The organism is Tenggerimyces flavus, assembly GCF_016907715.1.
Lineage (GTDB): Bacteria > Actinomycetota > Actinomycetes > Propionibacteriales > Actinopolymorphaceae > Tenggerimyces > Tenggerimyces flavus.
The window spans coordinates 1,929,792-1,956,230 of the sequence record NZ_JAFBCM010000001.1 but is presented as its reverse complement, the minus strand read 5'-3'; the positions used below and the strand labels follow the sequence as shown (position 1 = coordinate 1,956,230).

Here is a 26,439-nt window from a genome sequence, read left to right as displayed (position 1 = left end):
TGTGGTCGGATCCTTGAGAAGTTACCGACGGGTCGCCTAGACCGGATCGAGGGGGGAGTCAGGGTCAACGTCAGGGTCAACCCACTCCCTTGGAGGAGCCAGTGAGGGACATCCAAGCCTCATTCCGGCACCGGATCACCAAGACCGCACGCTTCCTGGTCGTCGCTGTCGGCGTGGTCGCCGCGTCCAGCGTGGCCGGGGCAGCCCACGCGGCGCCACCGGCAGAAGACGCCGCATCGACGCTCACCTCGGTGAACGCCGCGGTCGGCAAGTCCGACGTCGAAGGCATCGCCTGGTTCAACGACGCGAAGTCCGGCAAGGTCGTCGTCACCGCCGACAGTACGGTCACTGCGGAGGAGATCGCCGAGGTCAAGCGCAGTGCCGGCGACGATGCGGACAAGCTCACCATCAAGCGTACGAAGGGCGAGTTCAAGCCGTTGCTCGCGGCCGGGGACGCCATCCACGGCAACGGATATCGATGCTCGCTCGGCTTCAACGTCCAGCAGGGCAGCACGTACTACTTCCTCACCGCCGGACACTGCGGCGAGGTCGTGAGCACCTGGTACGCCGACCCGGGCGAGACCACTGTGATCGGCCCCACGGTCGACTACAGCTTCCCCGGCGACGACTACGCGCTCGTGCGCTACGACAACCCCGCGCTCGACCACCCCGGCGGCTACGTCGCGGCGGACGCGTTCGTCGGTGAGAACGTCACCCGTACCGGCTCGACCACCGGCACCCACAGCGGTACGGTCACCGGCCTCAACGCCACGGTCAACTACGGCGGCGGCGACATCGTCGGCGGGCTGATCCAGACCACGGTCTGCGCCGAGCCCGGCGACTCCGGCGGTCCGCTGTACGACGGCAACAAGGCGATCGGACTGACCTCGGGCGGCAGTGGAAACTGCAGCTCCGGCGGGACGACGTTCTTCCAGCCGGTCACCGAGGCCGCGCAGGCGTACGGGGTCACCGTTTACTAGATCTGTCGAAGGTTGTGGCCGGGCGGCCCGGCACCACCGCCCGGCCACAACCTGACAGCGGCGCGCGGGGATTCGTCTGATGTCTATGCTGAGCGGCATGGCTGTGAAGAACCTGACTCCTCGTCGTAGCCACGCGTGGTTCGGCGCCACTGGACGATCGGGGATGGCGCACCGGTCGTGGATGCGTAACCAGGGGTTCGGCCCCGACGTGTTCGACGGGCGGCCGGTGATCGGCATCGCGACCACCTGGTCGGAGCTCGCTCCCTGCAACGCCCACCTGCACCGGGTCGCCGAGGCCGTCAAGCGTGGCGTGTGGCAGATGGGCGCGTTCCCGCTCGAGTTCCCGGCGCTGGCGACCGGCGAGACGCTGATGCGTCCGACCGCGATGTTCTACCGCAACCTGCTGGCGATGGAGTCCGAGGAGCTCATCCGCTCCAACCCGCTCGACGGCGTCGTTCTCCTCAGCGGCTGCGACAAGACCACGCCCGGCCTGCTGATGGGCGCCGCGTCCGTCGACATCCCGGCGATCATGGTCACCGGCGGGCCGATGCTGAACGGCAAGTACAAGGGCCAGGACGTCGGCTCCGGCACGCACGTGTGGAAGTTCGAGGAGGACCTCAAGACCGGCGTGATGACCGAGGCGGACCTCACGTACGCCGAGGGTTGCATGTCCCGGTCGAACGGCCACTGCATGACGATGGGCACCGCGTCAACCATGGCTTGCATGGCCGAGGCGCTCGGCATGCAGCTGCCGGGCAGCGCGACCTGGCCGGCCGTGGACGCGCGTCGGTACGAGACCGCGGAACGAGCCGGCAAGCGCATCGTCGAGCTGGTCAACGAGGATCTCCGTCCGAGCCAGATCATGACGCGCGCGGCGTTCGAGAACGCGATCCGTACGAACGCCGCGATCGGCGGCAGCACGAACGCGATCATCCACCTGCTCGCGATCGCAGGCCGGCTTGGCGTCGAGCTCGAGCTGAACGACTTCGACGAGCTCGCGCGGCCCATCCCGACGCTCGTCGACCTGATGCCGTCCGGCCGGTTCCTGATGGAGGACTTCTGCTACGCCGGTGGGCTTCCCGTCGTGCACAAGGAGCTCGCCGACGCCGGCTTCCTCCACACCGAGCAGATCACCGTGACCGGCCAGAGCATCGGAGCGAACGTCGCCGACGCGGAGTGCTGGAACAGTGAGGTGATCCGTACGTTCACCGAGCCGTACCAGGACGCGGGCACCGGAACGGCAATCCTGCATGGGAATCTGGCGCCGAACGGCGCCGTGATCAAGCAGTCCGCCGCGACGCCGGAGCTGCTGCAGCACACCGGTCGCGCGCTGGTGTTCGACTCGCCGGAGGAGTACCACGCGGTCTGCGACGACCCCGACATGGACGTCGATCCCTCCGATGTGCTGGTGATCCGGTACGCAGGGCCGAAGGGCTACCCCGGCATGCCCGAGGTGTCGAACGTGCCCATCCCCACCAAGCTGTTGAAGGCCGGCGTCACCGACATGGTCCGCATCTGCGACGGCCGGATGAGCGGCACCGGATACGGCACCGTCGTGCTGCACGTCGCCCCCGAAGCGGCGCTCGGCGGTCCGCTGGCCTTGGTCCGTACGGGCGACACGGTGACGCTCGATGTGGCCGCGCGGAGCATCATGATGAACGTGAGCGACGAGGAGATCGAGCGTCGCCGGGCCGCCTGGAAGCCGAAGGACCCGGAGTACACCAGCGGCTATGCCTGGCTGTACGTCGAGCACGTGCTGCAGGCTCCGCAGGGCGCGGACTTCGACTTCCTGCAGGGCAGTCGTGGCCACAAGGTTCCCCGCGAGTCGCACTAAGGATTAGCCTGACTCCCGTCCTGATGCCGGTGACGGGAGGCTCGCGATGGCCAGGTTCGGACGCGTACTCACCACGCTCGGGTTGGCAACGGCGATGGCTTTGACGGCGACGCCCGCGCAGGCGGCGCCGTCGGACCAGGCACGAGCCGAGCTGCGGGCGATCGTGGAGAACGTCAACCAAGCAACGGCAAAGCGCTACAACGCGCGCGACGACGCGGGCCATGTGATGGACACCGCGAAGATCATCCAGGACAGCTCCGGCGGCTACCTCGCCGTCTACCACCACCTGAGCAACGGCGCGTTCAAGGTCAACCTCGCCACCTCCACCGACCTGCTCAACTGGCACTGGGTCCGCGAGCTCGCCGGCAGCGTCACCGGTCCCGCGAGCCAGCCTACGATCGTCCAAGCCAGCAACGGCGGCTTCGTTCTCGCCTGGGAGCAGGAGAATCCCGGCGGCGGCAACAACCACCTCGCGTTCCGCTACTACGCCGACAAGAACGCGCTCCTCGCCGGCAGCGTCGCCCGTAGCTTCGACGCGCCCCGTAGGCTTTCGTCTTGCGCGGAAGGCACCCCGAACATCTACTCCGTCACGCTCTCCCCCGACATCGACCACTCGGTGATCGACATCGGCGCGCACTACTGGTGGAACTGCGACCGCGACCGCCAGCAGCGCGGCCGCCTCACCAACTTCAACTCCTGGTCCACGAGCGCCCAGCCCAACGTCGACAACGCCATGCTGCACTGGGGAGTCGGTGGCAACATCGGGGACCGGGACCAGATCTTCTACCAGGGCTTCAGCTTCGGCCTGTTCGAGGGCCAGTTCGTCAAGGGCGACTTCGGCTCGTGGCGTACGTTCGTCTACGACTACCAGACCGGCAACGCCGACCAGACCACGATCCGCACTGACGGCGGGAGTACCGCGTTCGCCAACCCCACGATCACTTCACTCAGAGCACCGAACGGTCAACCAGCCATCCTCGTCACGCTGTTCGTCCCGAGCGAGGGTTCCGCGCCGGGCGAGTCCGGCGAGCTGATCTACTACAAGACGCTCTAGCCTCGACCTTTCGTCCGGCGGTTGGTTCGACCGGTCCCGCCCGCGCCCTGGGGACATTGATCCTGTTTACATGGTCATTGGCCCCTTTACGTGGGGTGGACGCCAGGTAGAGCGGCCACTGGCCAGGTGAGGCGACCACGACACCTCACCCCAAGTCTCCTCAGCAGGACAGACACGTCCGGCTTTCCCAGGCCACTCTCGCCCACTAGCACCTGAAATCCCGAGGCCAATTCAATGTCAGGATCGGATAGGTTTCTGGCGCGGCCTGGACATGGCTTGATCCGGCATACCTGAGAATGCTGGGCTAGTGTGAGCCAGCCCACACCGCGATTCGACAGGCGTGCCCTCCTGAAGGGCGCGGCCGGCGTGGCCATCGGTGCAGCGGCAGCCGGTTGTACGCAACCCACCGCGGCGTCGTCCGGCGCCGACCTGGAGCTGTGGACGTTCGCCTCCACCCATGCCGGCTGGTTCGAGCAGATGGCCAAGGAGTTCGAGCAGCAGACCGGCCGCAAGGTCAAGGTCAGCCTGATCGCCGGCGGCACGATCTTCGAACAGCTGTTGATCAATCTCAAGGCCGGCGGCCTCAACGCGCCCGATCTGTGCGACATCGAGCAGGGCTCGTTCGGCAGCTTCCTGATCGGCCGTTCGGTGCCGTTCGTCGACCTCACCTCGACGCTGCGCGAGAAGGGGTACGACAAGCAGCTCGTCGAGGCCAGGCAAGCGCTCTACAGCTGGCAGGGCGCCGCGTACGGGATCGAGCACGCACTCACTCCGGTCACGCTGTTCTACCTCCGCGAGCCCTGGGAGAAGGCCGGCGTCGATCCGGGCACGCTGGAGACCTGGGACGAGTTCAGCGCCGCGGCACTCGAGGTGCTGCCGCCCGGCACGCGAGCGCTCCCGATCCCGACGCACGACTGGGTGCTGCGCCAGCGCGGCGGCGACTACTTCGACGCCGACGGCAACGTCGCGATCGACGGCGAGCTCTCCATCGACACGATGAACTGGATGCTCGACCAGGAACGCAAGGGCGTCTTCGCGACGCCGCCCGGCTGGCTCACCGACGGCGCGACGCCCGCGGTGTGGGCGGAGTTCCGCGCCGGGCGCCTCACCTCGCTGTACGTTCCGGACTGGTACGCGGGCACGATCGCCAGCACCGCCGACGACTTCGTGGGCAAGTGGGCCGCGTGCCCGCTGCCCGCGTTCGAGCCTGGTGGCCGCCGGGTCAGTTGCGCGGGCGGCACCGGGCTCACGATCCTGAAGACCAGCAAGAAGCAAGAGCTGGCGTGGCAGTTCATGGAGTTCGCGATGCTCCGCGTTCCTGCCGTGGTCGCGCGCTACAAGGCGATCAACCTGTACCCGCCGTTCATCCCCGCCTGGGACGATCCCGCGATGCACGACCCGATCCCGTTCTTCGCCGGTCAGGACATCGGTGAGCTGTATTCCCAACTGGGCAAGGACGTTCCGCCGGAGTACCAGAGTCCGTACCGCCCGCAGCTCATCGGGCAGGAGCTGTCGCCGTACATCCTCGACGTCTACCAGCGCCGGGCGACACCGCAGGAGGTGTTCGGCCGTGCCGCCGACGTCGTCCGGGCGAAGCAGGAAAGGGGTGGCACCGTTGGCTGAACGACGTACGCGCAGCCGCATCAAGCCGCGCTGGACCCCGTACTTCTTCATCGCGCCGTTCTTCTTGCTGTTCGGCGTGTTCTTCGGCCTGCCGACGCTGCGCTCGCTGCAGATGAGCTTCACGACCGAACGAGGAGTCGACACCTCCGCCACGTTCGCGGGCCTCGACAACTACCGCACGCTGATCTCGGACCCGAACTTCTACACCGGCCTGTTCAACACGACGTACTACGCGCTCGGCAGCATCCTGCTGATCGTGCCGCTCGCGCTGAGCCTCGCGCTGTTGCTGCGCACGAGAGGCCTGCTGCTGCGGGAGTTCTTCCGGCTCTCGTTCTTCCTGCCGAACGCGATCTCCGGCATCGTCGTCGCGATCGTCTTCCGGCTGGTGTTCGACCAGGAGTACGGGCTGCTGAACAACTGGCTGCTCGCGCCGCTCGGTTTACCCAAGCTAGCTTGGCTTTCCGACCCACATCTGATCATGCCGAGCATCATCATCCTCGGGATCTGGCAGTACACCGGCCTGAACGCGCTGTACTTCATGGTCGGTCTGCAGAACCGGGACCCCGGGCTGCACGAGGCCGCGACCGTCGACGGTGCGAACGCGTGGCAGCGGTTCCGCTACATCACGCTGCCGCTGCTCCGGCCCACGATGGTCTTCGTGATCACGTTCGCGATCATCGGCTCGTACCAGCTGTTCGCCCAACCTGTCGCGCTCGTCGGCGACAACGGCGGCCCGGGCCGCGCCGGCTACACGCTGACGATGTTCCTGTACCAGACCGCGTTCACCAACCTCGACCTCGGCTACGGCGCAGCGATCGGCTACGCGATCACGTTGATCATCATCGCGCTCAGCGTGCTGCAGATGTGGGCGCAGGGCTTCTTCCGGAAGGAGGCTTCGTGAGCACCTCCGTGAAGGACCCGGCCCGCGCTTCGTCCGGCGTTCCGCCTGCCCCGCATGGCGAACCGGCGGCAGGTCGTCGGTGGACCCTGGCGCGGATCGCCGCCCACCTCACCCTCCTCGCCGCGGTCGCCGTCACCGCGCTGCCCTACGTCTACCTCGCGACCGGCTCGCTTAAGAAGCCGGGCGAGATCTTCGAGCTGCCGCTGCGCCTGCTCCCGCGGGTGCCGACGTGGGAGCACTTCACCCGGCTGTTCAGCGACGAGCTGATCCCGTTCGGGCGGCAGGTCGGCAACTCGTTCGTGATCTCGTTCCTCACCACGCTGCTGGTGGTCGCGGTGTCGGCGTCGGTGGGGTGGGGGTTCGCGAAGTACGAGTTCCCGTTGCGGAACGTGCTGTTCATCGTGCTGCTGACGACCTTGACGCTGCCGGTGCAGGTGGCGCTGGTGCCGCTGTTCACGATGATGGTGTCGCTGCAGTGGCTGGACACGTTCCAGGGGGTGATCCTGCCGAGCGGCGCTTCGGCGTTCGGGGCGTTCTTCATACGGCAGGCGATGCTCGCGGTACCGGACGAAATGGTCCAGGCGGCGCGCATCGACGGGGCGTCGGAGTTCCGCATCTTCCTCACGATGGGCGTGCCGCTGGCTCGGGGTGCGCTCTCGGTGCTGGCGGTGTTGACGTTCCTCGGTTCGTGGAACGACTTCCTCTGGCCCTCGATCGTGCTGCGGAGTCCCGAACGGCAGACGTACCCGGTGGGCTTGGCGAATCTGGTCGGCTTCTACGCGACGGAGTACGGCATGATCCTCGCCGGCTCCTTCCTCGTCACCGTGCCGATCATCATCCTGTTCATCGCCGGCCGAAAGCACATCCTCGACAACCTCACCATGGGCTCCGTCAAGGGCTGACCTCCGGCCCCTCTTTTGAATGAAGGGCACCTTCATACGAACCTATTGAATGAAGGTGCCCTTCATTCAAACGCCGGGTCCCCGCATGCGGTAGGAATGGCAGCGTGCTGACAGTTGCCGTGCTCGATGACTACCAGACCGTCGCCGAGGGGCTGGCCGAGTGGCCGCCTGACGTGCGGTTCTTCCACGACCACGTCACCGGCGACGAGCTGGTCGAGCGGCTCGCGGACTTCGAGGCCGTGGTCGTGATGCGCGAACGTACGCCGCTCCCGCGCACCGTCCTCGAGCGACTGCCGAAGCTCGAGCTGGTCGTCACCACCGGCATGCGGAACGCGTCGATCGACCTCGCCGCCGCCCAAGAGCTCGGCATCACCGTCTGCGGCACGCCCGGCAGCGGCGCGGCGACGATCGAGATCGCGTGGGGGCTGATCCTCAGCCTGACCCGGAACATCCCGCGCGAGGACCAAGCGCTGCGGGACGGTTGGTGGCAGCAGACCGTCGGCACCGATCTCGCCGGCAGCACGCTCGGGCTGGTCGGCCTCGGCCGCCTGGGCAGGGCGATGGTGCCGGTGGCGCGCGGGTTCGGCATGGGCGTTCTCGCCTGGAGCCAGAACCTCACCGACGAGACCGCCACCGAGGCCGGCGTCACGCGCGTGGAGAAATTGGAGCTGTTCGAACGTTCCGACATCGTGAGCGTCCACTACGTGCTGAGCGACCGATCCCGCGGGCTCGTGGGCACGGCCGAGCTCGACGCGATGAAGCCCGGCGCGTACCTCGTCAACACCTCGCGCGGACCGATCGTCGACACCCCAGCGCTCGTCGAGGCGCTCGCCGAGGGCCGGATCGGCGGCGCCGGGTTGGACGTGTACGACGAGGAGCCGTTGCCCGCCGACCATCCGCTGCGCGAGCGGACGAACACCGTCCTCACGCCACACCTCGGCTATGTCACGGTGGGCACCTACAAGCAGTGGTATCCCGCCGCGGCCGACGCGATCCGCGCGTACGTGGCCGGCCAACCGACGAACGTTCTGGAGCCGCGATGATCGAGCTCACCCTCCACGCCGCGCCGCTCGGCGGACCGCAACCGCTGCGCGGCGACCTCGTCCGTCCGGAGGGCGACGGGCCGTGGCCGGGGGTGGTGATGGTGCACGAGGGGTTCGGGTACGACGATGTGATGCGCCGGCAGGCCGAGCGGCTCGCCAAGGCCGGATTCCTCACGCTGGCGGTGGATCTGTTCAGCGCGGGCGGCGCGCGCAGGTGCATGATCTCGACGTTCCGGGCCATGATGAACGGCTCCGGCCGCCCGTTCGCCGACATCGAGGCCGCGCGCCAGTACCTCCTCGAGAGCCCCGACTGCACCGGCAAGGTCGGCGTGATCGGCTTCTGCATGGGCGGCGGCTTCGCGCTGCTGACGGCGTCGAAGGGGTTCGACGCGGCATCGGCGAACTACGGGATGATGCCGCGCGACCTGGCCGTCTTCGAGGGCGCGTGCCCGATCGTCGCCTCGTACGGCGACCGCGACCCCCTGGCGAAGGTGGCCGGCCGGCTCGAGAAGGAGCTCACGGCCCGCGGCGTCGTGCACGACGTGAAGCTGTACCCGAACGCCGGCCACTCGTTCCTCAACGACGCAGAGACCGGCCCGAAGCTGCTGCGCCCGATCATGCGCATCACCGGCATGGGTCCCGAACCGATCGCTGCCGCCGACGCCTGGCAGCGGATCGACAGCTTCTTCCACGAACACCTGGCGACTACAGGTGAACGTCCTTCAGGTCCCGCCGAGTGAGCAGCGCGTCGACGATGACCTCGGCGACGGCTTCCGGAGTCAGGTAGGCGCTGGGGTCGTACGGGACGCCGGCCTGCTCCCGAAGCTTGCGCAGCAACGGGGTGTCGGTGCCGCTGGGGTAGACCGTCGTCACCTTCAGCTCCGGCTCCTCGGCCCGTAGCGCATCGGCGAGGAAGCGCATCGCCTCCTTACTCGCCGCGTGCGCGCCCCACCCCGGCCGGCCGTGGATCGACCTGCTGGCGCCGACGAAGAGGACATGCCCGTTCGCCCGCCGCAGCGCGGGGAGTAGCAACCGGGTCAGCTCCCCGACCGCGATCACGTTGACCGTCAACGTCCGTTGCCAGACCTCGACCGTCGTCTCGGCCATGGTCGCGAGATCCCCCACAGCGGCGCAGTGCACGAGCCCGTCCAGCCGTTCGAACGCCGGCAGCCCCGCGGCGAACGTCGTCGGCTCGGCGAGATCCAGCACGATCGCGCCGTCGGCCGGCTCCGTACGACGGGATGCACGACGTGCCCACGGTCGCGCAACCCAGCCACGATCGCCGACCCGATCCCGCTCGAAGCCCCCGTCACCACATAAGAACCCACAGCCCCATTCTTCAACGTTGAGCGAACGGCGGCGAAACGGTGCTCGAAAGTATCTGCCGCTTCCGGCCGACTCGTTGACACAAGATCACGCGACCAGGTGTGCTCAGCGCGGAGGAGCTGTTCATCCACAGGGGAGGCACATGTGAAACGCAGCAGGATTCTCGCGGCGCTCGCCGTCGCGACGGTCGCCGTGCTCGCGAACGCGCTGCCGGCGACCGCCGCGGACGACCCGCCCGGAACGTCCGACGAGTGCTCGTTCGTCTGGGCCACCGTCGACCCGATCGGCGACGGGTGGTACTTCGGCGACGCGCGGCTGAACTGCCCGGTCGCCACCGACCTCGGCTGGCGCTGGGAACTCGATGGTCGCGAGATCGAGCGTGCCGCGGACGGGCGACGCGGCCCCGGTGAGGTCCCGATCTTCGACGACATCGAAGTGCACGGAACTCCCGGTCAGGAGCTCTGCTTCTTCCCGACCGCCTGGGGCAACGACAGGGGCAGCGCATGCTTGACCATCTGAAGAAGCTCGCGGTCGGCGCCGCCGCCCTCGCGCTCACCGCGATCCCGATGACCGCCGCCCAAGCGGTCCCAGCAGAGCCGGACGCCACCAACTGCGTCGCCAGCGCAATCGACCTCGACGGCACCAACGCCAGCGTCGCCCCGTTCACCGGAACGGGCACCCTGGAGTGCACCACGCCGACCACGTTCACGCTGACGTTCAAGGTGAACGGGCAGCAGGTCAAGCAGACGACAACGCAAACCGGCGCCGGCACGGTCAACGTGACCAGCACGCTCACCGCGGCCGAAGCGCCTGGCCTCGGCGGCGGAGAGAAGATCTGCTTCGAGGTGCACTCCTCCGGCGCCCGCGAGGCCTCGGGCTGCCTGATCACGCCGTCGCCGCCGGCCGGCTCCGGCGACTGCGTGGGGTTGCGGGCCGACGTCGAGCGGTTCGACGTCACCGACCCGGGCGACACCCGCTACTGGGGCGAGGCCTGGATCCGCTGCTACTACGTGACCGACCTGTCCGGCCGGCTCACGGTGAACGGCGTGACGGTGATGAACGCCTCGTACCCGGACGCGCCCCCAGGCGACCAGCCGGTCTTCGAGGGCATCCCGGCCAGCGAGATCGACGTCCAGCCCGGCCAGGAGGTCTGCTGGTACGGCCGTGCGTACGGCGAGTTCGGCTACGACGCCGTCGCCGCCTGCGACACCTACGACGACGCGCCACCTGCCTGAGCTCGGCGGCCGGCATCAGCTAGACCCCGGCACGGTGGCGGAGACTGAAACCGGAAGTTTCCTCTCTAGACGCCGACAGGTCTGGCAACGACTAACGCGTTCGGGGTTTACTGCGCTGCAGAGCTTTGCTGGCAGCGCGCCCGGGGGAGGCGCCCACCGGGAGGAAAGATCCATGAGAACGACCATCCGCCTCCGCGCGCTCACCGCCGCGTTGGCCGCGGGGGCGATGGTCGCCCTCGGCGTGTCGCTACCCACCACCGCCAAACCGGCGGCAGCCGAGCCGACGACAACGGCGTTCGCACCGCGGCTGGAGACGTACGACCAGTCCCGGCCGATCGCGCCGGGCGTGACGTTCCGCGAGTTCGACCGGTACGGCCCGGACGGCTACAACGGCACGCCGAACTGGCTGCAGGGCGACTCGCTCACCGTCGACCTGACCAAGGGCACCAAGGTCGACTACCTCTTCCCGGGCCGCGTCGCGGCGGGCGAGCCGATCTCGACGCAGGCCAACCGGGTCAAGGCCGTCGCCGCCGTGAACGGCGACTTCTTCGACATCAACAACTCCAACGCCGCGCTCGGCGTCGGCATCCAGAGCGGCAAGCTGATCCAGTCGCCGGACGAGGAGCCGCGCTGGCGCAAGTCGTCCGCGATCTTCACCCCGGACGGCATCGGCGCGATCGGCGAGGTGTTCTTCGAGGGCACGATCAAGCTGCCCACGCAGACCGTTCCGCTGGCCGGCGTCAACAAGCCGAACCTCGCCTCCGGCGGCATCGAGGTCTTCACGCCGTTGTGGGGAACGTACTGCCGCTGCCGCGCGACCCAGGGCGCCGCGCGCGCCACCGAGGTCGAGGTCGTCGACGGCAAGGTGACCGCGATCCGGACGCCTCCGATCGGCGGCGAGGTCCCGGCGAACGGGTTCGTGCTCGTCGGTGAGGACACCGGCGCGGACACCCTTGCCGGGTTGCAGATCGGCGACCCGGTCAGCATCGACTACAAGACCCGCACCGCGAGCGGCGCGCAGATCCACGCCGCGATCAACGGCCGCCAACTGCTCGTCGTGAACGGCGTCGCGCAGAAGGCGAGCGCGGGCGACAACCTCCCGCAGGCTCCGCGGACCGCGATCGGCTTCAACCGCGAGGGAACGAAGATGTTCCTGCTCACCGCGGACGGCCGGCAGCCGGCGTTCTCGCAGGGCCTCGGCCTCGACGAGCTCGCCCAGATGATGATCGAGCTGGGCGCGTACAACGCGCTCAACCTGGACGGAGGCGGCTCGACCACGATGGTCGCGCGCGAGCCGGGCTCGACGACCTCCGTGGTGGAGAACGTGCCGTCGGACGGCGCGGAGCGCAACGACCCCAATGGGCTGGCGCTGTTCGCCCCCCAGGGCAGCGGGAAGCTCAGGGGCATCTGGGTCGAGCCGGAGCTCGAGGCGAAGCGCGCCGCGGGCTCGTCGCGGATCGGCCTGGCGCGGCCGGACCGCACGTTCCCCGGCCTGGTGCGGACGCTGCGGGCAGCGGGGTACGACGAGACGTACGGTCCGGCGTCGAGCTCGCTGCGGTGGCGGGTCGAGGACGGCCGGCACGGAACGGTCAACCGGGACGGCGTCTTCCGCGGGTTGAAGCCCGGCAAGGCGGAGGTCGAGGCGTACGACCGGAACGTCGAGGGCGCGGTCGATCTCACCGTTCTCGGGAAGCTGTCGCGGGTCGAGACGACGACGCCGCAGGTCGCGATCGTCAGCGCCGGCCAGTTGGCAACGTTCGGTGTGGTGGGTCTGGACAAGGACGGATTCTCAGCCCCCATTGAGCATCCGGACATCAAGCTCTCCTACGACGCCACGGTCGCGAAGATCACGCCGACGGGGAACGGGCTGTTCACCGCGACGGCTTTGAAGGACAACGCCTCGACGCTGGTCGAGGTCGACGTGCACGGCGTCAAGGTGAACTTGCCGCTGACCGTCGGGCTCGCCGAGGTCACGGTCGCGGACTTCGAGGACGCCTCGCAGTGGACGTTCTTCGGCGAGCGCGCGCCCGGGGCTGTGGCGTCGGTGCCGGGCAAGGTCGGCAACGGGCTGCGGCTGACGTACGACTTCGCCCAGGCCACGGAGACCCGTACGGGCGGGGCGAAGCCGACGGGCGACCTGGTGTTCCCGGGGCAGCCGCGGGAGATCCGCCTCTGGGTGAACTCGACTGGCAAGGGCGAATGGGCAAGCCTGCAAGTGATCGACAGCCAGGGCACGACGTTGCCGGCGTTCCGGGCCGGGTACCTCACCGGTACGGGCTGGCAGCAGCTGGTGTTCCCCGTGCCGGCGGGCACGTCGTTCCCGGTGAAGCTGGCGCGGTACTACAACGCCGAGACCAAGCCGGAGGCGCAGTACCAGGGCGACGTGGTGATCGACGAGCTGACGGCGATCGTGCCGCCCTCGATCGAGGTGCCCTCGTCGGCCAAGGTGCAGGATCCGGTCATCGTGCAGGACGGCACGGTGGGCGGGGCGCCGTGGAAGTTCGCGGTGATGTCGGACGCGCAGTTCGTGGCGCGCAACCCCGACAGCGATCTGGTGAAGAACGCGCGGCGGACGTTGCGTGAGATCAAGGCCTCGAACCCGGACTTCCTGATCATCAACGGTGACCTCGTCGACGAGGCGTCGGTGGCGGACTTCCAACTGGCCAAGCGGATTCTCGACGAGGAGCTCGGCGGGACGTTGCCGTACTACTACGTGCCCGGCAACCACGAGGTGATGGGCGCGGCGATCGACAACTTCCGTGCCGCGTTCGGCGACACGCAACGAGTGTTCGACCACAAGGGAACGCGGTTCATCACGCTCGACACGTCGCGGATCAACTTCCGGGTGAGCGACTGGACGCAACTGCCGAAGCTGCGGGCGGAGCTGGACCGCGCGGCGGCGGACCGTTCGGTGAAGGACGTCGTGCTGGCGTTCCACGTTCCGCCGGACGACCCGACGCTGGTGAAGGCGAGCGAGCTGTCCGACCGCAAGGAAGCGGCGACGATCAAGCAGTGGTTGGCGGAGTTCCAGCGGACGTCGGGCAAGGGCGCGGCCTTCATCGGCGCGCACGTCGGCACGTTCCACGCGTCGCACGCCGACGGGGTGCCGTTCTTCATCAACGGCAACTCGGGGAAGAACCCGTCCACGCTTCCGGCGGACGGCGGCTTCACCGGCTGGTCGATGTGGGGCGTGTCCCCCGGCGCGGGTGCGTCGTGGCTGCGTACGGAGGTCCGCCCGCACGTCGACACGCTCGCGGTGGCAGCTCCTTCCACGGTGCGAGTGCGTGAGTCGGCCGTCGTCAAGGCGACGTTGACACAGGGCACGCGGACGGTGCCGGTCGCCTACCCGGTGACCGCGGACTGGTCCGCTACGCCGAACGTGTACGTGGGCTCGGATCCAGACGACGTCAAGCCGTACCACGTGGCGACGTTCGATCCCGCGACCGGCGTCCTCAATGCCCGCAAGGCCGCGACGATCACACTGAACGTCAAGGTGAACGGCGTCTCCGCCCAGTCCACGATCCGCCTCGAACAGCGCGCCGCCGGCTAGCTCCTCCGCCCACCCCCTCCGGTGATCATGTACGTGATCGTGAAAGCTAAGCCGTCATATACGACAGTTTGGCTTCATGATCACGTACATGATCACCGGAGGGGGCGCTAGAGAGCAGCTTGGCCGGCGGCGTCGATGCGGTCGACGATCTCCTGCAGGACGTCGGGTACGTCGACCTCGATCACGATCCGCGTCGAGCTGTCCGGGTGATCCGTCGCCCGGCTCACACCCGGCGTCGCGCCGTTCCGGTCCACCTTCACCGTGCCGGGCAGCGCGGCGAACAGGCCGGGCGAGAGCATCGCCAACACCGCAAGGGGATCGTGCGGGTGGTTCCACTGCTTGTCGGTGAACGACCACCAGCCGCGCACCTCGGCCTCGACCGCCTCGCCGAGTGGGCCGGCGCCGGCGATCCAGCCGAGCTGCTCGGCGTCCATCCGTACCTGCGTCGTGATCTCCAACCCCACCACCGTGGTGGAGATGCCGGACTCGAAGACGGTCGCCGCGGCCTCGGGGTCGGACTTGAAGTTGTGCTCGGCCTCCGCGGTCGTGTCGAACCGCCCGCCCATCACGTACAGCCGGCGGACCTCGTCGACGAAGCTCGGGTAGTCGCGGATCGTCGCCGCGATGTTCGTCAACGGGCCGATCGCGATGAGATCAAGCTCACCCGCGTACTTCTCCGCGGTCTTCGCCAGGAACGACTTCGCTGTGGGCGTTGACGAAACGGGCTCCGACTCCAGGTCAGCGAACGACGCACCCTCATGCCCTGCCCACCAGGCGGGAAGCCCGCTCAGCGTCTCGCGCTCCCCCGGCACCACGCGGACATCCGTACGCCCGGCCAGCCGCGCCAGCCGCGACGCGATCCGCGCCCGCGTGACCGTGTCCCCGTACACGGTCGTCACCCCGAGCAGATCGACCTCCGGCGACCCGAGCAGCATCGCGAGCGCGAGCACGTCGTCGACATCCGATCCGATGTCGGTGTCGAGAACGACCAGGCGACGTTCTGGAGGATCGAAGGAGGTCACTCCGCCATTCTGGTGGCGTGCTCAGTGATCAGCACAGCAGGGTGTCGGGTTCGGTACCTCGAACGGCACCACCCCGCCACCTCCCGCGGGCTGGGTCAGCAGCACGAGCCGCCCGTTCACGTACTCCGGCCGGACGAAGTCCCGCGTATGGACGAGCGAGGCAACGCCGCCGCCCATCACGTCGATCTCCTCGATCGCCGACTCCGCCAAGACCTCGGAGGCCGAACGAGTACCGACCAAACCGGACACACCGGGATAGATCACCGCCCGCCCCTCACCGGCCGCGAAGGCAGCGGCCGCCAGCGCGGCACCCGCCGCGAGCTCCGGCGGCCCGGACCGCTCCGACCCCGACGCGACCCCCAGCTCGAGCGAGACCAACGCCGCGCTGTCGACCCCCGTCACCGACAGCGCGACGTGCGGCCGTTCGCCCCGTACGAAGTGTGTGCAGGCCACCATCGCGTCCGTCCGGCCGAGCACCTCCTCAAGGAGGCGACCGAGGAGGTGCTCGGCGTCTTGGACGGTTGCGGAGCCGGCATCGATGCCGACCACTTCCTTCATCAGTCGACGACCACCCAGACCGGGTTGGTGTAGAACCACAGGTCGTTCCACGGGTCGGCGTCGCCCACCACGTCGAGCGCCGGACCGTGCGCGTCGACCGCGGCACCGTTCAGGCCGGTCGCCGTGCGCTTGCCGTCCGTACCGCGCAGCCGCACGTACCCGGACTTTTCGATCTTGCCCAGCGAGAGCTTGAACGAGAACCGCTTGGCAGCACCGGCAGGCACCTCGAACGAGCTCGCCACCCGCGCAGTCGGCGCCGAGAACGTGTCCCGGTCGCTCGCCTTGCCGGTCACGTCGCCACGGACCACGTCCACCCGTGCGAGGCGAGGGACGAACTGCGCCCAGTTCGGCTGCTGCGCGAGATCCACAGTGACGACCAGCTCGACCGCCGCACCGCGCTTCACCCGCAGCACGCCACCGATCGTCGCGCCCGACGGCCCGTGCCCTGCCCGGCGCACCTGCACGTCGATCCCGTCGATCAGGTGACCGTGGTCGACCCAGATCCGCCCGGCGCGCATGCCCGACATCACCGCGGCGTAGCTCTGCCGCGACGCGCCGACGTTCGTCCGGCTGTAGAAGCCCGGCCAGAAGTCGCCGGCCGACGTGAGGATCGTGCCGTTGTGAACGGGGTCGTTGTAGCGCCCGTTCAGGTCGAAGTTGCTGTCCGGCCCGCGCTCGGCGGTGTCCGCCCAGACGACGTGGCAGTCGGAGTTCGCGCTGATCGACCACGACTTGCCCTCGGCCAGCAGGCTGTCCCACAGTCCGCCGACCGTCGAGGTCATCCAGTCGAAGCCGCCCCAGGTGCGGTAGCTCTCCAGCGGGTAGCCGGGGAACGAGTTCGCGCTCGGGCTGCCCTCGTAGAAGCCGCGGCCACCGCCGCCGCCGTTCGGCTCCGGGATGCCCGCGGCCTGGTGACCGGGCGCGCCCTCGAAGCCGATCGCGATGCCCGGCGCCGCGTCGCGCCACGCGCGGATCTCGTGCGGCGAGTCGACGCCCCGGCGAGCGGGGTGGTTGGCGAGGAACAACGCGTCGTCGACGCGTCCCTTGTCGACCTGCTTCTTCAGGAACGTGAGGCCGGCGATCGCGAGGGCCTCGTTCGCCGGCGTGTTGTCGCTGGCGTTCTTGACCGAGCCGTCGTAGTCGTTCTCGAACTGCTTGAGCACGCCGACCTCGTGGCGGCCCGGGTGCACGAACACGGTCGCGTGCTCCGCGCCGGGGATGTTCCACTCCAGGCCCTGGAAGACCAGCGTGTCGCGGACCTCGTCGCGCGCCGCGCGGATGTCCGGGTTGACCTTGTCGACACCGATGCGCGCGTGGGTCGCGCCGCCGTGGTCGGTGATCACCATCCAGTCCAGGCCGTACGCGTTGCCGTGCCGGACCTGGTCGATCACGCGGTACATCGCGTCGCTGGAGTACTGGGTGTGGATGTGGTGGTCACCGGCGAGCCAGAGGTAGCCGGCGCGGCGCTCGCCGCTCGAGGAGGACCTGGTGTCGGCCGACGCGGTGCTCGGCGCGGTGAGTACGGTCGACGCGGCCGCGCCCGTTCCCAGCAGCCCAGCGCTGCGGAGCAGGTTGCGGCGCGAGAGTGCGGACGGCGACAGCTCTTCGTCCGGAACACCGGCGTCGGTGGCGTCGGACGGCTCCACGTTCTCGTGGCTGTGCGGGTGATCGTGGTCGTGCGTGTGGTGATGGCCCATGGGGGCGACCCCTCCCTTGATGCATGGCTGACCTACCCCCCGCACCTGCCAGCCTTGGGGTCGAAGATGAACGAAGGGCGACCTAAGTCATGCGCCCGGCTGAAACCTCAGCCGACCCGGCCGTCCCCGGACACGGGCAGCGTGAGCACCGGGACGGAGCCCGCCGCGGTCTTCACGCTCACGGGGAGCACGGACAGGTTGCCGCCGTACGCGGAGTCGCTCGCCGAGAGGACCACGCGGATCCGGTTCCCCGCCTCGTACCGGTGCACGACGCCGGGCAGCTCGATGCGGACCGGCTCGTTCACGTCCTCGATGCGGGCCGGCGAGACGAGCCGGTCGACGAGCTCGACCTTGCCGTCGGGCGCGACGTCGTAGATCTTGGCGAACACGACGAGCTGCCCACCCGTTCCGCCGAGCTGGGTGAGTGAGGCGACCGGCGAGGTCAGCTTGACGTCGAGCGTGGGGACGCCGACGGTGTGGACGTTCTCTCGCAGCGGCGCCGTGGTCCAGGTCGCGGCCGAGCCGGGGAGGTCGAACGGGGCCGCGTCGAGGTCGAACGGCGGCAGCTCGGAGTACGACGAGGGCACGCCAGCGGGCAGGTTGGCGTACGTCTGCTTGCCGGCGACGATCGCGTTCCCGTTCGGTGTCAACGTGCGGTTGCCGGACAGGTAGAGCTGCTGCGTGCTGCCGACGGGGTACTGATTCGCTGTCCCGTAAGCGGGTTCGGCTCCTTCGGGCTTCGACCCGTCGTACTCGATCCAGTCGCGGAAGTACGCGATCTGCGGGCCGAGCTGTTTGGAGTCGTCGTCGCGCAGCCAGAACGCGAACCAGTCGAGCACGCGGCGGCCGAGGTACGTCGTCTCGGGATCGCGCGTCATCGACGGGTCGAACTCGCCTTCCGCTGGCGCGGCGCCGGAGTGGCCCCAGGACTGCCAGATCATCCGTACTGGCGTGCCGTTCTCCTTGAGGCCGCGGTACGTCGCGATCGCTTCCTGGAGGTTGAACAGCGTGTCGTCCTGGCCCTGGATCAGCAACGTGGGCGTCTTGATCTCGTCGATGAACGACGCGACCGAGGCGTGCCTGAGCAGCGCGCGGCCTTCCGGGGTGAGGTAGCCGAACACGTTCGCCTGGATGATCGTCGGGCAGACCTGGTCGACGAAGTTCGGGCAGCCGACCAGCCTCCGCGGGTCGCCGAGGCCGTACTCGAGCCCGCGCAGCACGCCGAACACCGCGAACAGGTCGGCCCAGACCCGCTTGAAGACGCCGTACGTGTCGGGCGTGACGCCGGCCTCGAAGTCGGCGTTGTTCGGGCCGAGCGCGTACTCGAGGTTGTTCCACGTGATCACGGGGATCAGCGCGTCGATCCGCTTGTCGTCCTTGGCCGCGGCGAACTGCACACCGCCGCCGTACGAGCCGCCGAACATGCCGACCTTCGGGTCGCCTTGCGCGTCGAGTGCCACGACGTCGAGGCTCGCGAGGTAGTCGACGAGCTGACTCGCGGCCTTGCCGTCCCAGTCGGGGTCATCGAGGTGGATCTTGCACTGGCTGCCGCCGAAGCCGAGGCCGGAGTACGCGAGCACGACGTAGTCGCGCTGGGCGAGCATGCGCGCGAACGGCTCCTGGTCGGCCTTGCTGCCGCCGAAGCCGTGCGTGGTGAGGATCGCGGGCTGCTTGCTCTGGCTCGTCGCGGTGTCCGGGACGTACAGGTCGGCCTCGATCTCGCAGGTCGTGGCCTCGTCTGGGCCGACGTGCGTCTGGATCGTGACCGCTGTCTTGGCGTACGTGCCCGCGACGGCGGTCGGGGCCGTGATCAGCCCGGCCGCGACGGCGACGGATGCGGTGGCGGCGACGACGAGTCGGCGCATGGGCCCTCCCCCATGGTCACGCTACGGAGACGCAGCGGTACGCACCGTACTCGCTTCGGCATCTTCGCGGAAGACCGCTGCCGCCGCGAGTACCTGCCGCTCGGCATGGCGGGCGCCGACGATCTGCAGGCCTACGGGGAGGCCGTTCGCGTCCTGGCCGCAGGGGACGGAGATGGCGGGCTGCTGGGTGAGGTTGAACGGGTAGGTGAACGGGGTCCAGGTCATCCACCGTTCGCCGTCGGGGGACTCTCGGCCGGCTTCGAACGCGGTGATCGGGAGCGTCGGGGTGAGCAGCAGGTCGTGCGTCTGGTGGAAGCGGCCCATGCGTTCGCCGAGGTCCGTGCGTTCCTTGGTGGCGGCGAGGTAGTCGAGGGCGGTGAGTGCGCTGCCCTGGTGGGCGATCTCGGCGAGACCTTCGTCGATCAGCTCGCGTTGCTCGTCGGTCATGGTGGCGACGCTGGCTGCCGCGCCGGCGTACCAGAGGACCTCGAACGCTCGGATCGGGTCGTGGAAGCCGGGGTCGGTCTCGTCGACGTCGGCTCCGCGTTCGGCGAAGACGTGGGCGGCTTTGCGTACGTGCGCCTCGACCTGCGGGTCGTTGTGGACGTAGCCGAGCGTGGGGCTGAACGCGATGCGCATGCCTTCGACGCCTTCGGTGAGCGCGTCGAGGTAGCTGCCTTGCGTCGGCGGGAGGCCGGACCAGTCGCGCGGGTCTGGGCGGCTGAGCACGTCGAGCATGCGGGCGGCGTCCTCGACCGTACGGGCGATCGGACCGGCGTGGGAGAGCGTGCCGAACGCGGACGGCGGGTAGATCGGCACCCTTCCGAAAGTCGGCTTGAACCCGACGACGCCGGTGAAGCCCGCGGGGATGCGGATCGAGCCGCCGCCGTCGGTCCCGATCGCGAGCGCGGCCATGCCGGTCTGGACGGCGACCGCGCTGCCGCCGCTGCTGCCGCCGGGCGTCCTGGTGGGGTCGTGCGGGTTCCTCGTGATGCCGGTGAGCGGGCTGTCCGTGACGCCCTTCCAGCCGAGCTCGGGGGTGGTGGTCTTGCCGACGAAGATCGCCCTGTGCTCGCGCAGTCTGGCGACCGTGGGGGCGTCCTCTTCCCATGGCCCTTGGGGATCGATGGTGCGGGAGCCGCGGAGTGTGGGCCAGTCGCGGGTGAGGACGATGTCCTTGATCGCGGTGGGTACGCCGTCGAGCAGGCCGTCCGGTTCGCCTTGCTGCCAACGGCGTTCGGACTCTCTCGCTGCTTCGAGGGCGCCTTCCTCGTCGAGCAGGCAGAACGCGTTGAGCTCCTGGTCGCGTGCCTCGATGCGGGCGAGTGCCGCTCGCGTGGCCTCGACGGGTGACAGCTGCTTGGCGGCGTAGGCGGCGAGGAGCTCGGACGCGGACAGATCAGCGGCATCGGCCATGCCTGCCAGTGTCGCCGCGGTCAGGGCATCAGGACTACCTTGCCGCGAACATGGCCGGTCTCGACCTCGCGATGCGCGGCTGCTGCTTCGCGGAGGCCGTACGTGCTCTGGACGTGGACTCTCAGCTGACCTGCCTCGTACAGGTCGACCAACGCCTGGAGGCGTCGCGTCGACCGGTCGGTGCTCAGTTGGCGGACGCCGAGCTGCGCGGCGAGCGGGTTGAACGCGACTGTCCCGATCCTGCTCGCGAGCTTCGCGGATGCCCGCAGCGACTCGTCGGTGCCGATGGCGTCGAGGACGGCGTCCGGCCGGCTGGGGACCCTGTCGAGCAGGCCGTCGCCGTACTGGACGGGGATCGCGCGGAGACCGCAGAGGTAGTCGTGGTTGCGTGCGCTCGCGGTCCCGATGACGTGCGCGCCCTGGGCCACGGCGATCTGGACCGCCATGCTGCCGACACCACCGGCCGCGGCGTGGATCAGGACGGTCTCGCCCCTGGTCACGCCGAGGATCGCCAACGCGGTGTGCGCTGTCTGCCCGGACGCCGACAGCGCGCCGGCTTCTGCCCACGGCATCGTCGTTGGCTTGGCGACGAGCTGGTCGGCGGGGACGATCGCGTGCTCGGCAAACGCGGCCAGCGCGACCCATCCGAGGACCTCGTCGCCTTCTCGGAACTCGGTCACCTCCGCGCCGATACTTTCGACGACGCCCGCGAGCTCGTTGCCGGTCTGCTGCGGAAATTTCGCCGGGACGTAGCCCTTGGTCGCTCCGCTACGGAACAGGTTGTCGAACGGCTGCACGCCCGCTGCCCTGACTCGCACCCGGACCTCGCGCGGTCCCGGCTCGCGCGGCTCGAGGTCGACGACGTGGAGCACTTCGGGTGGGCCGTACTCGGTGAAGACCACTGCTTCGCTCATGCCGTCGAGTGTCAATCGTTTGAATGACACTTGTCAACTAGTTGATTGACTCGCTATCGTCTCGTGCCATGGCGACTCGTCCCCGACGCGCGCCGTCCGCCGAAGAGCGCGGGCGAGCGGCCGAGCAGACCCGCGAGGCGATCCTGCGAGCAGCGCTTGCGGAGTTCGGCACGAAGGGCTTCGCCGGCGCGCGTACGGCGTCGATCGCCGAACGTGCCGGTGTCAACCAGCAGTTGATCTCGTACTACTTCGGCGGGAAGCAGGGGGTGCTGAACGAGCTCCGTGCGCGCTGGCGTTCGGCGGAAGCCGCCCGCGGTGAGCAGAGCGAGAGCTACGCCTCGTCGGTCTCGACGTACCTCGACGTCGTGCTGGACGACCCGGACTGGTCGCGGCTCGTCGTGTGGAACGCGCTGGGCGACGAAGCGCCGGACTCGCAGCTCGTCGCGGGGCTGCGTTCCGCGGTCGAACGGATGGCCCAACGGCAGCGGGACGGCGAGGTCACCGACGCGATCGACCCGGCATTCCTGTTGTTGCTGTCCTATGCGGTCACGTTCGCACCGATCGCGCTTCCCCAACACGTGCAGGGGATCTCTGGTCTCGATCCGCGGTCGCCGGAGTTCCGGCGGTGGTGTGCCGAGCAGCTCGTGCGGCTGGTCACTCCTTGACCGGGTCGGCCGCGCGGTAGCGCCAGAAGATCGGGAACAACAGCAGGGTCGCGGCCATCGCGACGACGACGAGGACGCCTCCGCCGCTGACCGCGATCGTGGTTCCGGCGGCGGCGCCGATGCCACCGTGCAGCATGTCGGCGAGCCGCGGTCCGCCGACCACGACGACGGTGTGCGTACCCTGCAGGCGGCCGCGCATCTCGTCGGTCGCGGCCTGCTGCATGATCGTTCCGCGGAACACCATGCTGACCAGGTCGGCCGCGCCCCCGATTGCGAGGAAGAACACCGCGAGCCAGAGCGTGTTCGACAGGCCGAAGCCGATCATGGCGACGCCCCAGACGCCGACCGCGACGGCGACCGCCGCGCCGTGTCTTCGGATTCTCGAGAACGTTCCGGAAAGTAGTCCGCCGATCAGCGCGCCTACCGGTATTGCGGCGTACAGGAAGCCGATCGCGAGACCGCCGCTCGCCGGATCGCCGAAAGTTTCGGTCGCGATTTGCGGAAACAGGGCGCGGGGCATGCCGAAGACCATCGCGATGATGTCGGCGAGGAAGCCGACCAGCACGATCTTCTGCTTGACCAGATAGGCGAACCCGTGGAAGATCTCGCGGATGCCAGCGCGTCGCGCCGCCGTGCCGAGCGGCGGGATCGGGGGCAGCTTCCAGACGGCCCAGAGCGTCGCGGTGAGCGCGATCGCGTCGACGAGGTACATCGTGGACAGGCCGACGACCGGGATCAGCGCGCCGGCGAGCAGCGGGCCGACGATCGCTCCGCCCTGGAAGACCGTGGAGCCCATCGCGTTCGCTGCCGGCAGCAGCTCGAGCGGGACGAGCCGCGGGATGGACGCACTTCGCGCCGGCTGGTTGGCGCCGGCACAGGCCTGCTGGAAGGCGAGGAGGATGAACAGCAGCCAGATCGACTCGAGGCCCAGCGCGGCCTGTACGAAGAACAGCAGGCTGGTGACCGCGATGCCGGTGTTGGTGACGAGCATGAGCTTGCGGCGGTCGACCGCGTCGGCGATCGCCCCACCCCACAAGCCGAAGATGACCAGCGGGACGAGCGCGAAGACCGCGGACAGGCCGATGTAGGCCGACGAGTGGGTCATGTCGTAGATCTGGAGCGGCACCGCGACCGCGGTCAGCTGGCTGCCGACCGCCGTGATGATCGAGGACGTCCAGAGCCTGCGGTACGGCGCGTAGCGCAGCGGCCTGGTGTCCATGACCATGCCGCGGAGGCGTGACGGTTTCTTCTTTGTCTCGCTGGGATCTGACATGTGGTCTATAGGGCCGCGATGATCGCGTCCGCGCTCCCTCTGGTCGTGGCGGAACCTCCGAGATCGGGCGTCCTTGCCCCTGGGTCTGCGAGTGCTCGTTCGATGGCCTGCTCGATCGCCACCGCGGCCTGGGTCTCGCCGAGATGGTCGAGCATCATCGCGGCGGTGAGGATTTGTGCTACGGGGTTGGCGATTCCCTTGCCGGCGATGTCGGGTGCGGAGCCGTGAACGGCTTCGAACATCGACGGGGCCGTGCGTTGCGGGTTGAGGTTGGCCGCGGGGGCGATGCCGAGGCCACCCGCCACCGCGGCGGAGAGATCACTGAGCAGGTCGCCGAACAGGTTGGAGGCGACGACGACGCCGAGCGTCTGCGGCGCCATCACCATGCGCGCGGCCAGCGCGTCGGCGAGGCACTGCTCGCTTGGCACGTCCTCGTACTCTTTGGCGACGTCCTGGAAGACCTCGTCCCAGAAGGGCATCGTGTGGACGATGCCGTTGGACTTGGTAGCGGAGCAGACGGGGAGGTTCTGCTGCCTGGCGAGCTCGAAGGCGTACCGGACGACGCGTTCGACGCCGTGGCGGGTGAACACCGCTGTCTGCAAGGCCATCTCGTAGTCGCCGAGACCCTGGCGGCCGCCGACGTTGGAGTACTCGCCTTCGGAGTTCTCGCGGACGACGATCATCTGGAGGTCCTCAGCGGTACGGTCGCGCAGCGGCGACTGGACGCCGGGGAGGAGCTTGACGGGGCGTACGTTGACGTACTGGTCGAACGCTCTGCGGATCGGAATCAGCAGGCCCCACAGGGAGATGTGGTCTGGCACGCCCGGGTATCCGACGGCGCCGAGCAGGATGGCATCGAACGGCCGGAGCTGCTCGAGGCCGTCGTCGGGCATCATCTTGCCGGTGTCAAGGTAGCTTTGACAGCTCCAGTCGAAGCTGGTCCACTCGACGTCGGCCACAGCGTCGACCACGCGGATGGCTTCGGCGGTGACCTCGACGCCGATGCCGTCGCCTGGGATGACCGCGATTCGGTGACGTGTCATCGAACCGGAATCCCCACGTACTTGGTCTCGACGAACTCGTCGATGCCGATCAGGCCGCCTTCGCGGCCGAGCCCGGACTGCTTGACGCCGCCGAATGGCGCTGCCGGGTTGGAGATCAGGCCGGAGTTGAGGCCGACGAGTCCGCTCTCCATCCGTTCGGCGACCCGGAGGGCACGGTCGATGTCCTGGCTGAAGACGTAGGAGATCAGGCCGAAGTCGGTGGAGTTGGCCCGGGCGACGACGTCGTCCTCGTCGGTGAAGGTGGTGATGGGGGCGACGGGGCCGAAGATCTCCTCGGTGCCCATGCGAGCGTCCGGCGGGACGTCGGCGAGGACGGTGGGCTGGTAGAAGTGGCCCTTGCCGTCGATCGGTCCGCCGTCGAGTACCGTACGCGCGCCGCGCTGGCGCGCATCGTCAACCAGGGTTGAAACTTTGGCGACAGCGGCGGCGTCGACGAGCGGACCGATCTCGACGCCGTCCTCGGTGCCGCGGCCGATCTTGAGGGCACCCATCCGTTCGGCCAACCTGGTGGCGAAGGCGTCGGCGACGTCGGCGTGGACGAAGAAGCGGTTGGCCGCCGTACAAGCCTCGCCGACGTTGCGCATCTTGGCCAGCATCGCGCCCTCGACGGCGCGGTCGAGGTCGGCGTCGTCGAAGACTATGAACGGGGCGTTGCCGCCGAGCTCGAGCGAGACTTTCAGTACTTGCTCGGAACTTTGCGTGAGCAGAATCTTGCCGACAGCGGTGGAGCCGGTGAAGGAGAGCTTGCGAGTGCGGCGGTCCTTGATGAGGGGTTCCATGACGGGGCCGGCGTCGGAGGTGGGGATGACGTTCAGGACGCCCTTGGGGAGGCCGGCCTCGTCGAGAATGGCGGCGAGGGCGAGCATGCTGAGAGGGGTCTGCGGGGCGGGCTTGGCGACCATCGTGCACCCAGCGGCGATGGCGGGGCCGATCTTGCGGGTGCCCATGGCCATCGGGAAGTTCCAGGGCGTGATGAGCAGGGTGGTGCCGACGGGCTGCTTCATGACGAGGAAGCGGCTCTTGCCGTCCGGGCTGGGGAGGTAGCTGCCCTGGATGCGGACGGCCTCTTCGGCGAACCACCTCAAGAACTCCGCTGCGTACAGAATCTCGCCCCTCGCCTCGGCGAGGGGCTTGCCCATCTCGAGGGTCATGAGCAGAGCGAGGTCTTCCTGGCGCTGCTTGAGCAGCTCGAACGCGTTGTAGAGAATCTCCGACCGCGCGCGTGGCGGGGTTTGCCCCCACTCAGCCTGCCTCCCAGCCGCCGCGTCCAGCGCCAGCTGGCCGTCCTTGGGACTGGCGTCAGCGACAGCGCAGAGAACCTCACCGGTGGCAGGGTCCTCGACCTTCAGCTCCCGCCCACCCTCAGCGTCTCGCCACTCCCCACCGATGAAGAGGCCCTTGGGAACAGCCCCAACAACAGCCCCCTCCCGCTCACCTGGCGTCATGCCGACAGCCCCTTCCCCAAGACATCTGACGTTTAGCCCACCTCGACTCTACGACCGCCCACCCCAACCCCG

At 68.7% G+C, this 26,439-nt stretch carries 22 protein-coding genes; 12 read left to right on the top strand and 10 right to left on the bottom strand.

What is annotated here, in order from left to right; translation table 11 throughout:
• The first annotated feature begins 101 nt into the window (after positions 1-101).
• The 8 genes from JOD67_RS09040 (at position 102) to JOD67_RS09005 (ending at position 9,077) form a co-directional block, all read left to right on the top strand.
• Entirely contained in the window at positions 102-980 is an 879-nt protein-coding gene (locus JOD67_RS09040) for a S1 family peptidase (RefSeq protein ID WP_205116978.1), read from the top strand.
• Positions 981-1,077: 97 nt separating this feature from the next.
• On the top strand, positions 1,078-2,814 hold the full coding sequence (locus JOD67_RS09035) for an IlvD/Edd family dehydratase (RefSeq protein ID WP_205116977.1): 1,737 nt from the start codon (positions 1,078-1,080) through the stop codon (positions 2,812-2,814).
• Between the two features lie 46 nt (positions 2,815-2,860).
• Positions 2,861-3,868: a hypothetical protein gene (locus JOD67_RS09030; RefSeq protein ID WP_205116976.1), complete on the top strand. Its 1,008-nt coding sequence runs from the start codon at positions 2,861-2,863 to the stop codon at positions 3,866-3,868.
• Positions 3,869-4,234: 366 nt separating this feature from the next.
• Complete coding sequence (locus JOD67_RS09025; protein WP_205116975.1) at positions 4,235-5,491, top strand: ABC transporter substrate-binding protein; 1,257 nt, start codon at positions 4,235-4,237, stop codon at positions 5,489-5,491.
• On the top strand, positions 5,484-6,392 hold the full coding sequence (locus JOD67_RS09020; RefSeq protein WP_239553777.1) for a carbohydrate ABC transporter permease: 909 nt from the start codon (positions 5,484-5,486) through the stop codon (positions 6,390-6,392). The genes JOD67_RS09025 and JOD67_RS09020 overlap by 8 nt, the downstream gene beginning before the upstream one ends.
• Positions 6,389-7,294, top strand: coding sequence for a carbohydrate ABC transporter permease (locus JOD67_RS09015; protein WP_307782324.1), 906 nt, complete (start codon positions 6,389-6,391; stop codon positions 7,292-7,294). Before JOD67_RS09020 ends, JOD67_RS09015 begins: the two co-directional genes overlap by 4 nt.
• A 104-nt stretch (positions 7,295-7,398) precedes the next feature.
• The gene (locus JOD67_RS09010) at positions 7,399-8,337 is read left to right on the top strand and encodes a D-2-hydroxyacid dehydrogenase family protein (RefSeq protein WP_205116973.1); all 939 of its coding nucleotides are present in this window, start codon (positions 7,399-7,401) and stop codon (positions 8,335-8,337) included.
• The gene (locus tag JOD67_RS09005; RefSeq protein WP_205116972.1) at positions 8,334-9,077 is read left to right on the top strand and encodes a dienelactone hydrolase family protein; all 744 of its coding nucleotides are present in this window, start codon (positions 8,334-8,336) and stop codon (positions 9,075-9,077) included. The genes JOD67_RS09010 and JOD67_RS09005 overlap by 4 nt, the downstream gene beginning before the upstream one ends.
• Here JOD67_RS09005 and JOD67_RS09000 read toward each other — a convergent pair.
• Positions 9,043-9,546 (bottom strand): SDR family NAD(P)-dependent oxidoreductase, encoded by a 504-nt coding sequence (locus JOD67_RS09000; RefSeq protein ID WP_205116971.1) that lies wholly within the window; start codon positions 9,544-9,546, stop codon positions 9,043-9,045. The two genes, JOD67_RS09005 and JOD67_RS09000, sit on opposite strands and share 35 nt — an antisense overlap.
• 261 nt (positions 9,547-9,807) lie before the next feature.
• Between JOD67_RS09000 and JOD67_RS08995 the strand changes: the two genes are divergently transcribed.
• From JOD67_RS08995 to JOD67_RS08985, 3 genes are all read left to right on the top strand, one after another.
• Positions 9,808-10,182 carry a hypothetical protein gene (locus tag JOD67_RS08995; protein ID WP_205116970.1) on the top strand — a complete coding sequence of 125 codons (375 nt, stop codon included), beginning with the start codon at positions 9,808-9,810 and terminating at the stop codon, positions 10,180-10,182.
• Complete coding sequence (locus tag JOD67_RS08990) at positions 10,167-10,898, top strand: hypothetical protein (protein WP_205116969.1); 732 nt, start codon at positions 10,167-10,169, stop codon at positions 10,896-10,898. Before JOD67_RS08995 ends, JOD67_RS08990 begins: the two co-directional genes overlap by 16 nt.
• Before the next feature lie 172 nt (positions 10,899-11,070).
• Positions 11,071-14,448: a phosphodiester glycosidase family protein gene (locus JOD67_RS08985; RefSeq protein WP_205116968.1), complete on the top strand. Its 3,378-nt coding sequence runs from the start codon at positions 11,071-11,073 to the stop codon at positions 14,446-14,448.
• 107 nt (positions 14,449-14,555) lie between these two features.
• Here JOD67_RS08985 and JOD67_RS08980 read toward each other — a convergent pair whose 3' ends face one another.
• The 6 genes from JOD67_RS08980 to JOD67_RS08955 all read right to left on the bottom strand — a co-directional run bounded on the left by JOD67_RS08980 (position 14,556) and on the right by JOD67_RS08955 (position 21,920).
• Positions 14,556-15,470, bottom strand: a complete 915-nt coding sequence (locus JOD67_RS08980; RefSeq protein WP_205116967.1) for a nucleoside hydrolase — start codon at positions 15,468-15,470, stop codon at positions 14,556-14,558.
• Between the two features lie 21 nt (positions 15,471-15,491).
• Entirely contained in the window at positions 15,492-16,028 is a 537-nt protein-coding gene (locus JOD67_RS08975; RefSeq protein ID WP_205116966.1) for a hypothetical protein, read from the bottom strand.
• Positions 16,028-17,725: a PHP domain-containing protein gene (locus tag JOD67_RS08970; RefSeq protein WP_205116965.1), complete on the bottom strand. Its 1,698-nt coding sequence runs from the start codon at positions 17,723-17,725 to the stop codon at positions 16,028-16,030. Before JOD67_RS08970 ends, JOD67_RS08975 begins: the two co-directional genes overlap by 1 nt.
• A gap of 107 nt (positions 17,726-17,832) precedes the next feature.
• Positions 17,833-19,590, bottom strand: a complete 1,758-nt coding sequence (locus JOD67_RS08965) for a S15 peptidase family protein (protein ID WP_205116964.1) — start codon at positions 19,588-19,590, stop codon at positions 17,833-17,835.
• A 21-nt stretch (positions 19,591-19,611) separates the two neighbouring features.
• The gene (locus JOD67_RS08960) at positions 19,612-21,006 is read right to left on the bottom strand and encodes an amidase (protein WP_205116963.1); all 1,395 of its coding nucleotides are present in this window, start codon (positions 21,004-21,006) and stop codon (positions 19,612-19,614) included.
• A 20-nt stretch (positions 21,007-21,026) separates the two neighbouring features.
• A complete protein-coding gene (locus tag JOD67_RS08955; protein WP_205116962.1) occupies positions 21,027-21,920 on the bottom strand; it encodes an NADP-dependent oxidoreductase in 894 nt (297 codons plus the stop codon).
• A gap of 68 nt (positions 21,921-21,988) precedes the next feature.
• On the opposite strand from JOD67_RS08955, the gene JOD67_RS08950 reads away from it, so the two are divergent.
• Positions 21,989-22,585, top strand: coding sequence for a TetR/AcrR family transcriptional regulator (locus JOD67_RS08950; RefSeq protein WP_205116961.1), 597 nt, complete (start codon positions 21,989-21,991; stop codon positions 22,583-22,585).
• Here JOD67_RS08950 and JOD67_RS08945 read toward each other — a convergent pair.
• From JOD67_RS08945 to JOD67_RS08935, 3 genes are read right to left on the bottom strand one after another with little or no spacing between them, the layout of a single operon-like run.
• On the bottom strand, positions 22,575-23,804 hold the full coding sequence (locus tag JOD67_RS08945; protein WP_239553776.1) for an MFS transporter: 1,230 nt from the start codon (positions 23,802-23,804) through the stop codon (positions 22,575-22,577). The two genes, JOD67_RS08950 and JOD67_RS08945, sit on opposite strands and share 11 nt — an antisense overlap.
• A gap of 59 nt (positions 23,805-23,863) precedes the next feature.
• Positions 23,864-24,901, bottom strand: a complete 1,038-nt coding sequence (locus JOD67_RS08940; RefSeq protein WP_205116958.1) for a tartrate dehydrogenase — start codon at positions 24,899-24,901, stop codon at positions 23,864-23,866.
• Positions 24,898-26,367: an NAD-dependent succinate-semialdehyde dehydrogenase gene (locus tag JOD67_RS08935; RefSeq protein WP_205116956.1), complete on the bottom strand. Its 1,470-nt coding sequence runs from the start codon at positions 26,365-26,367 to the stop codon at positions 24,898-24,900. The genes JOD67_RS08940 and JOD67_RS08935 overlap by 4 nt, the downstream gene beginning before the upstream one ends.
• Between the last annotated feature and the right edge of the window lie 72 nt (positions 26,368-26,439).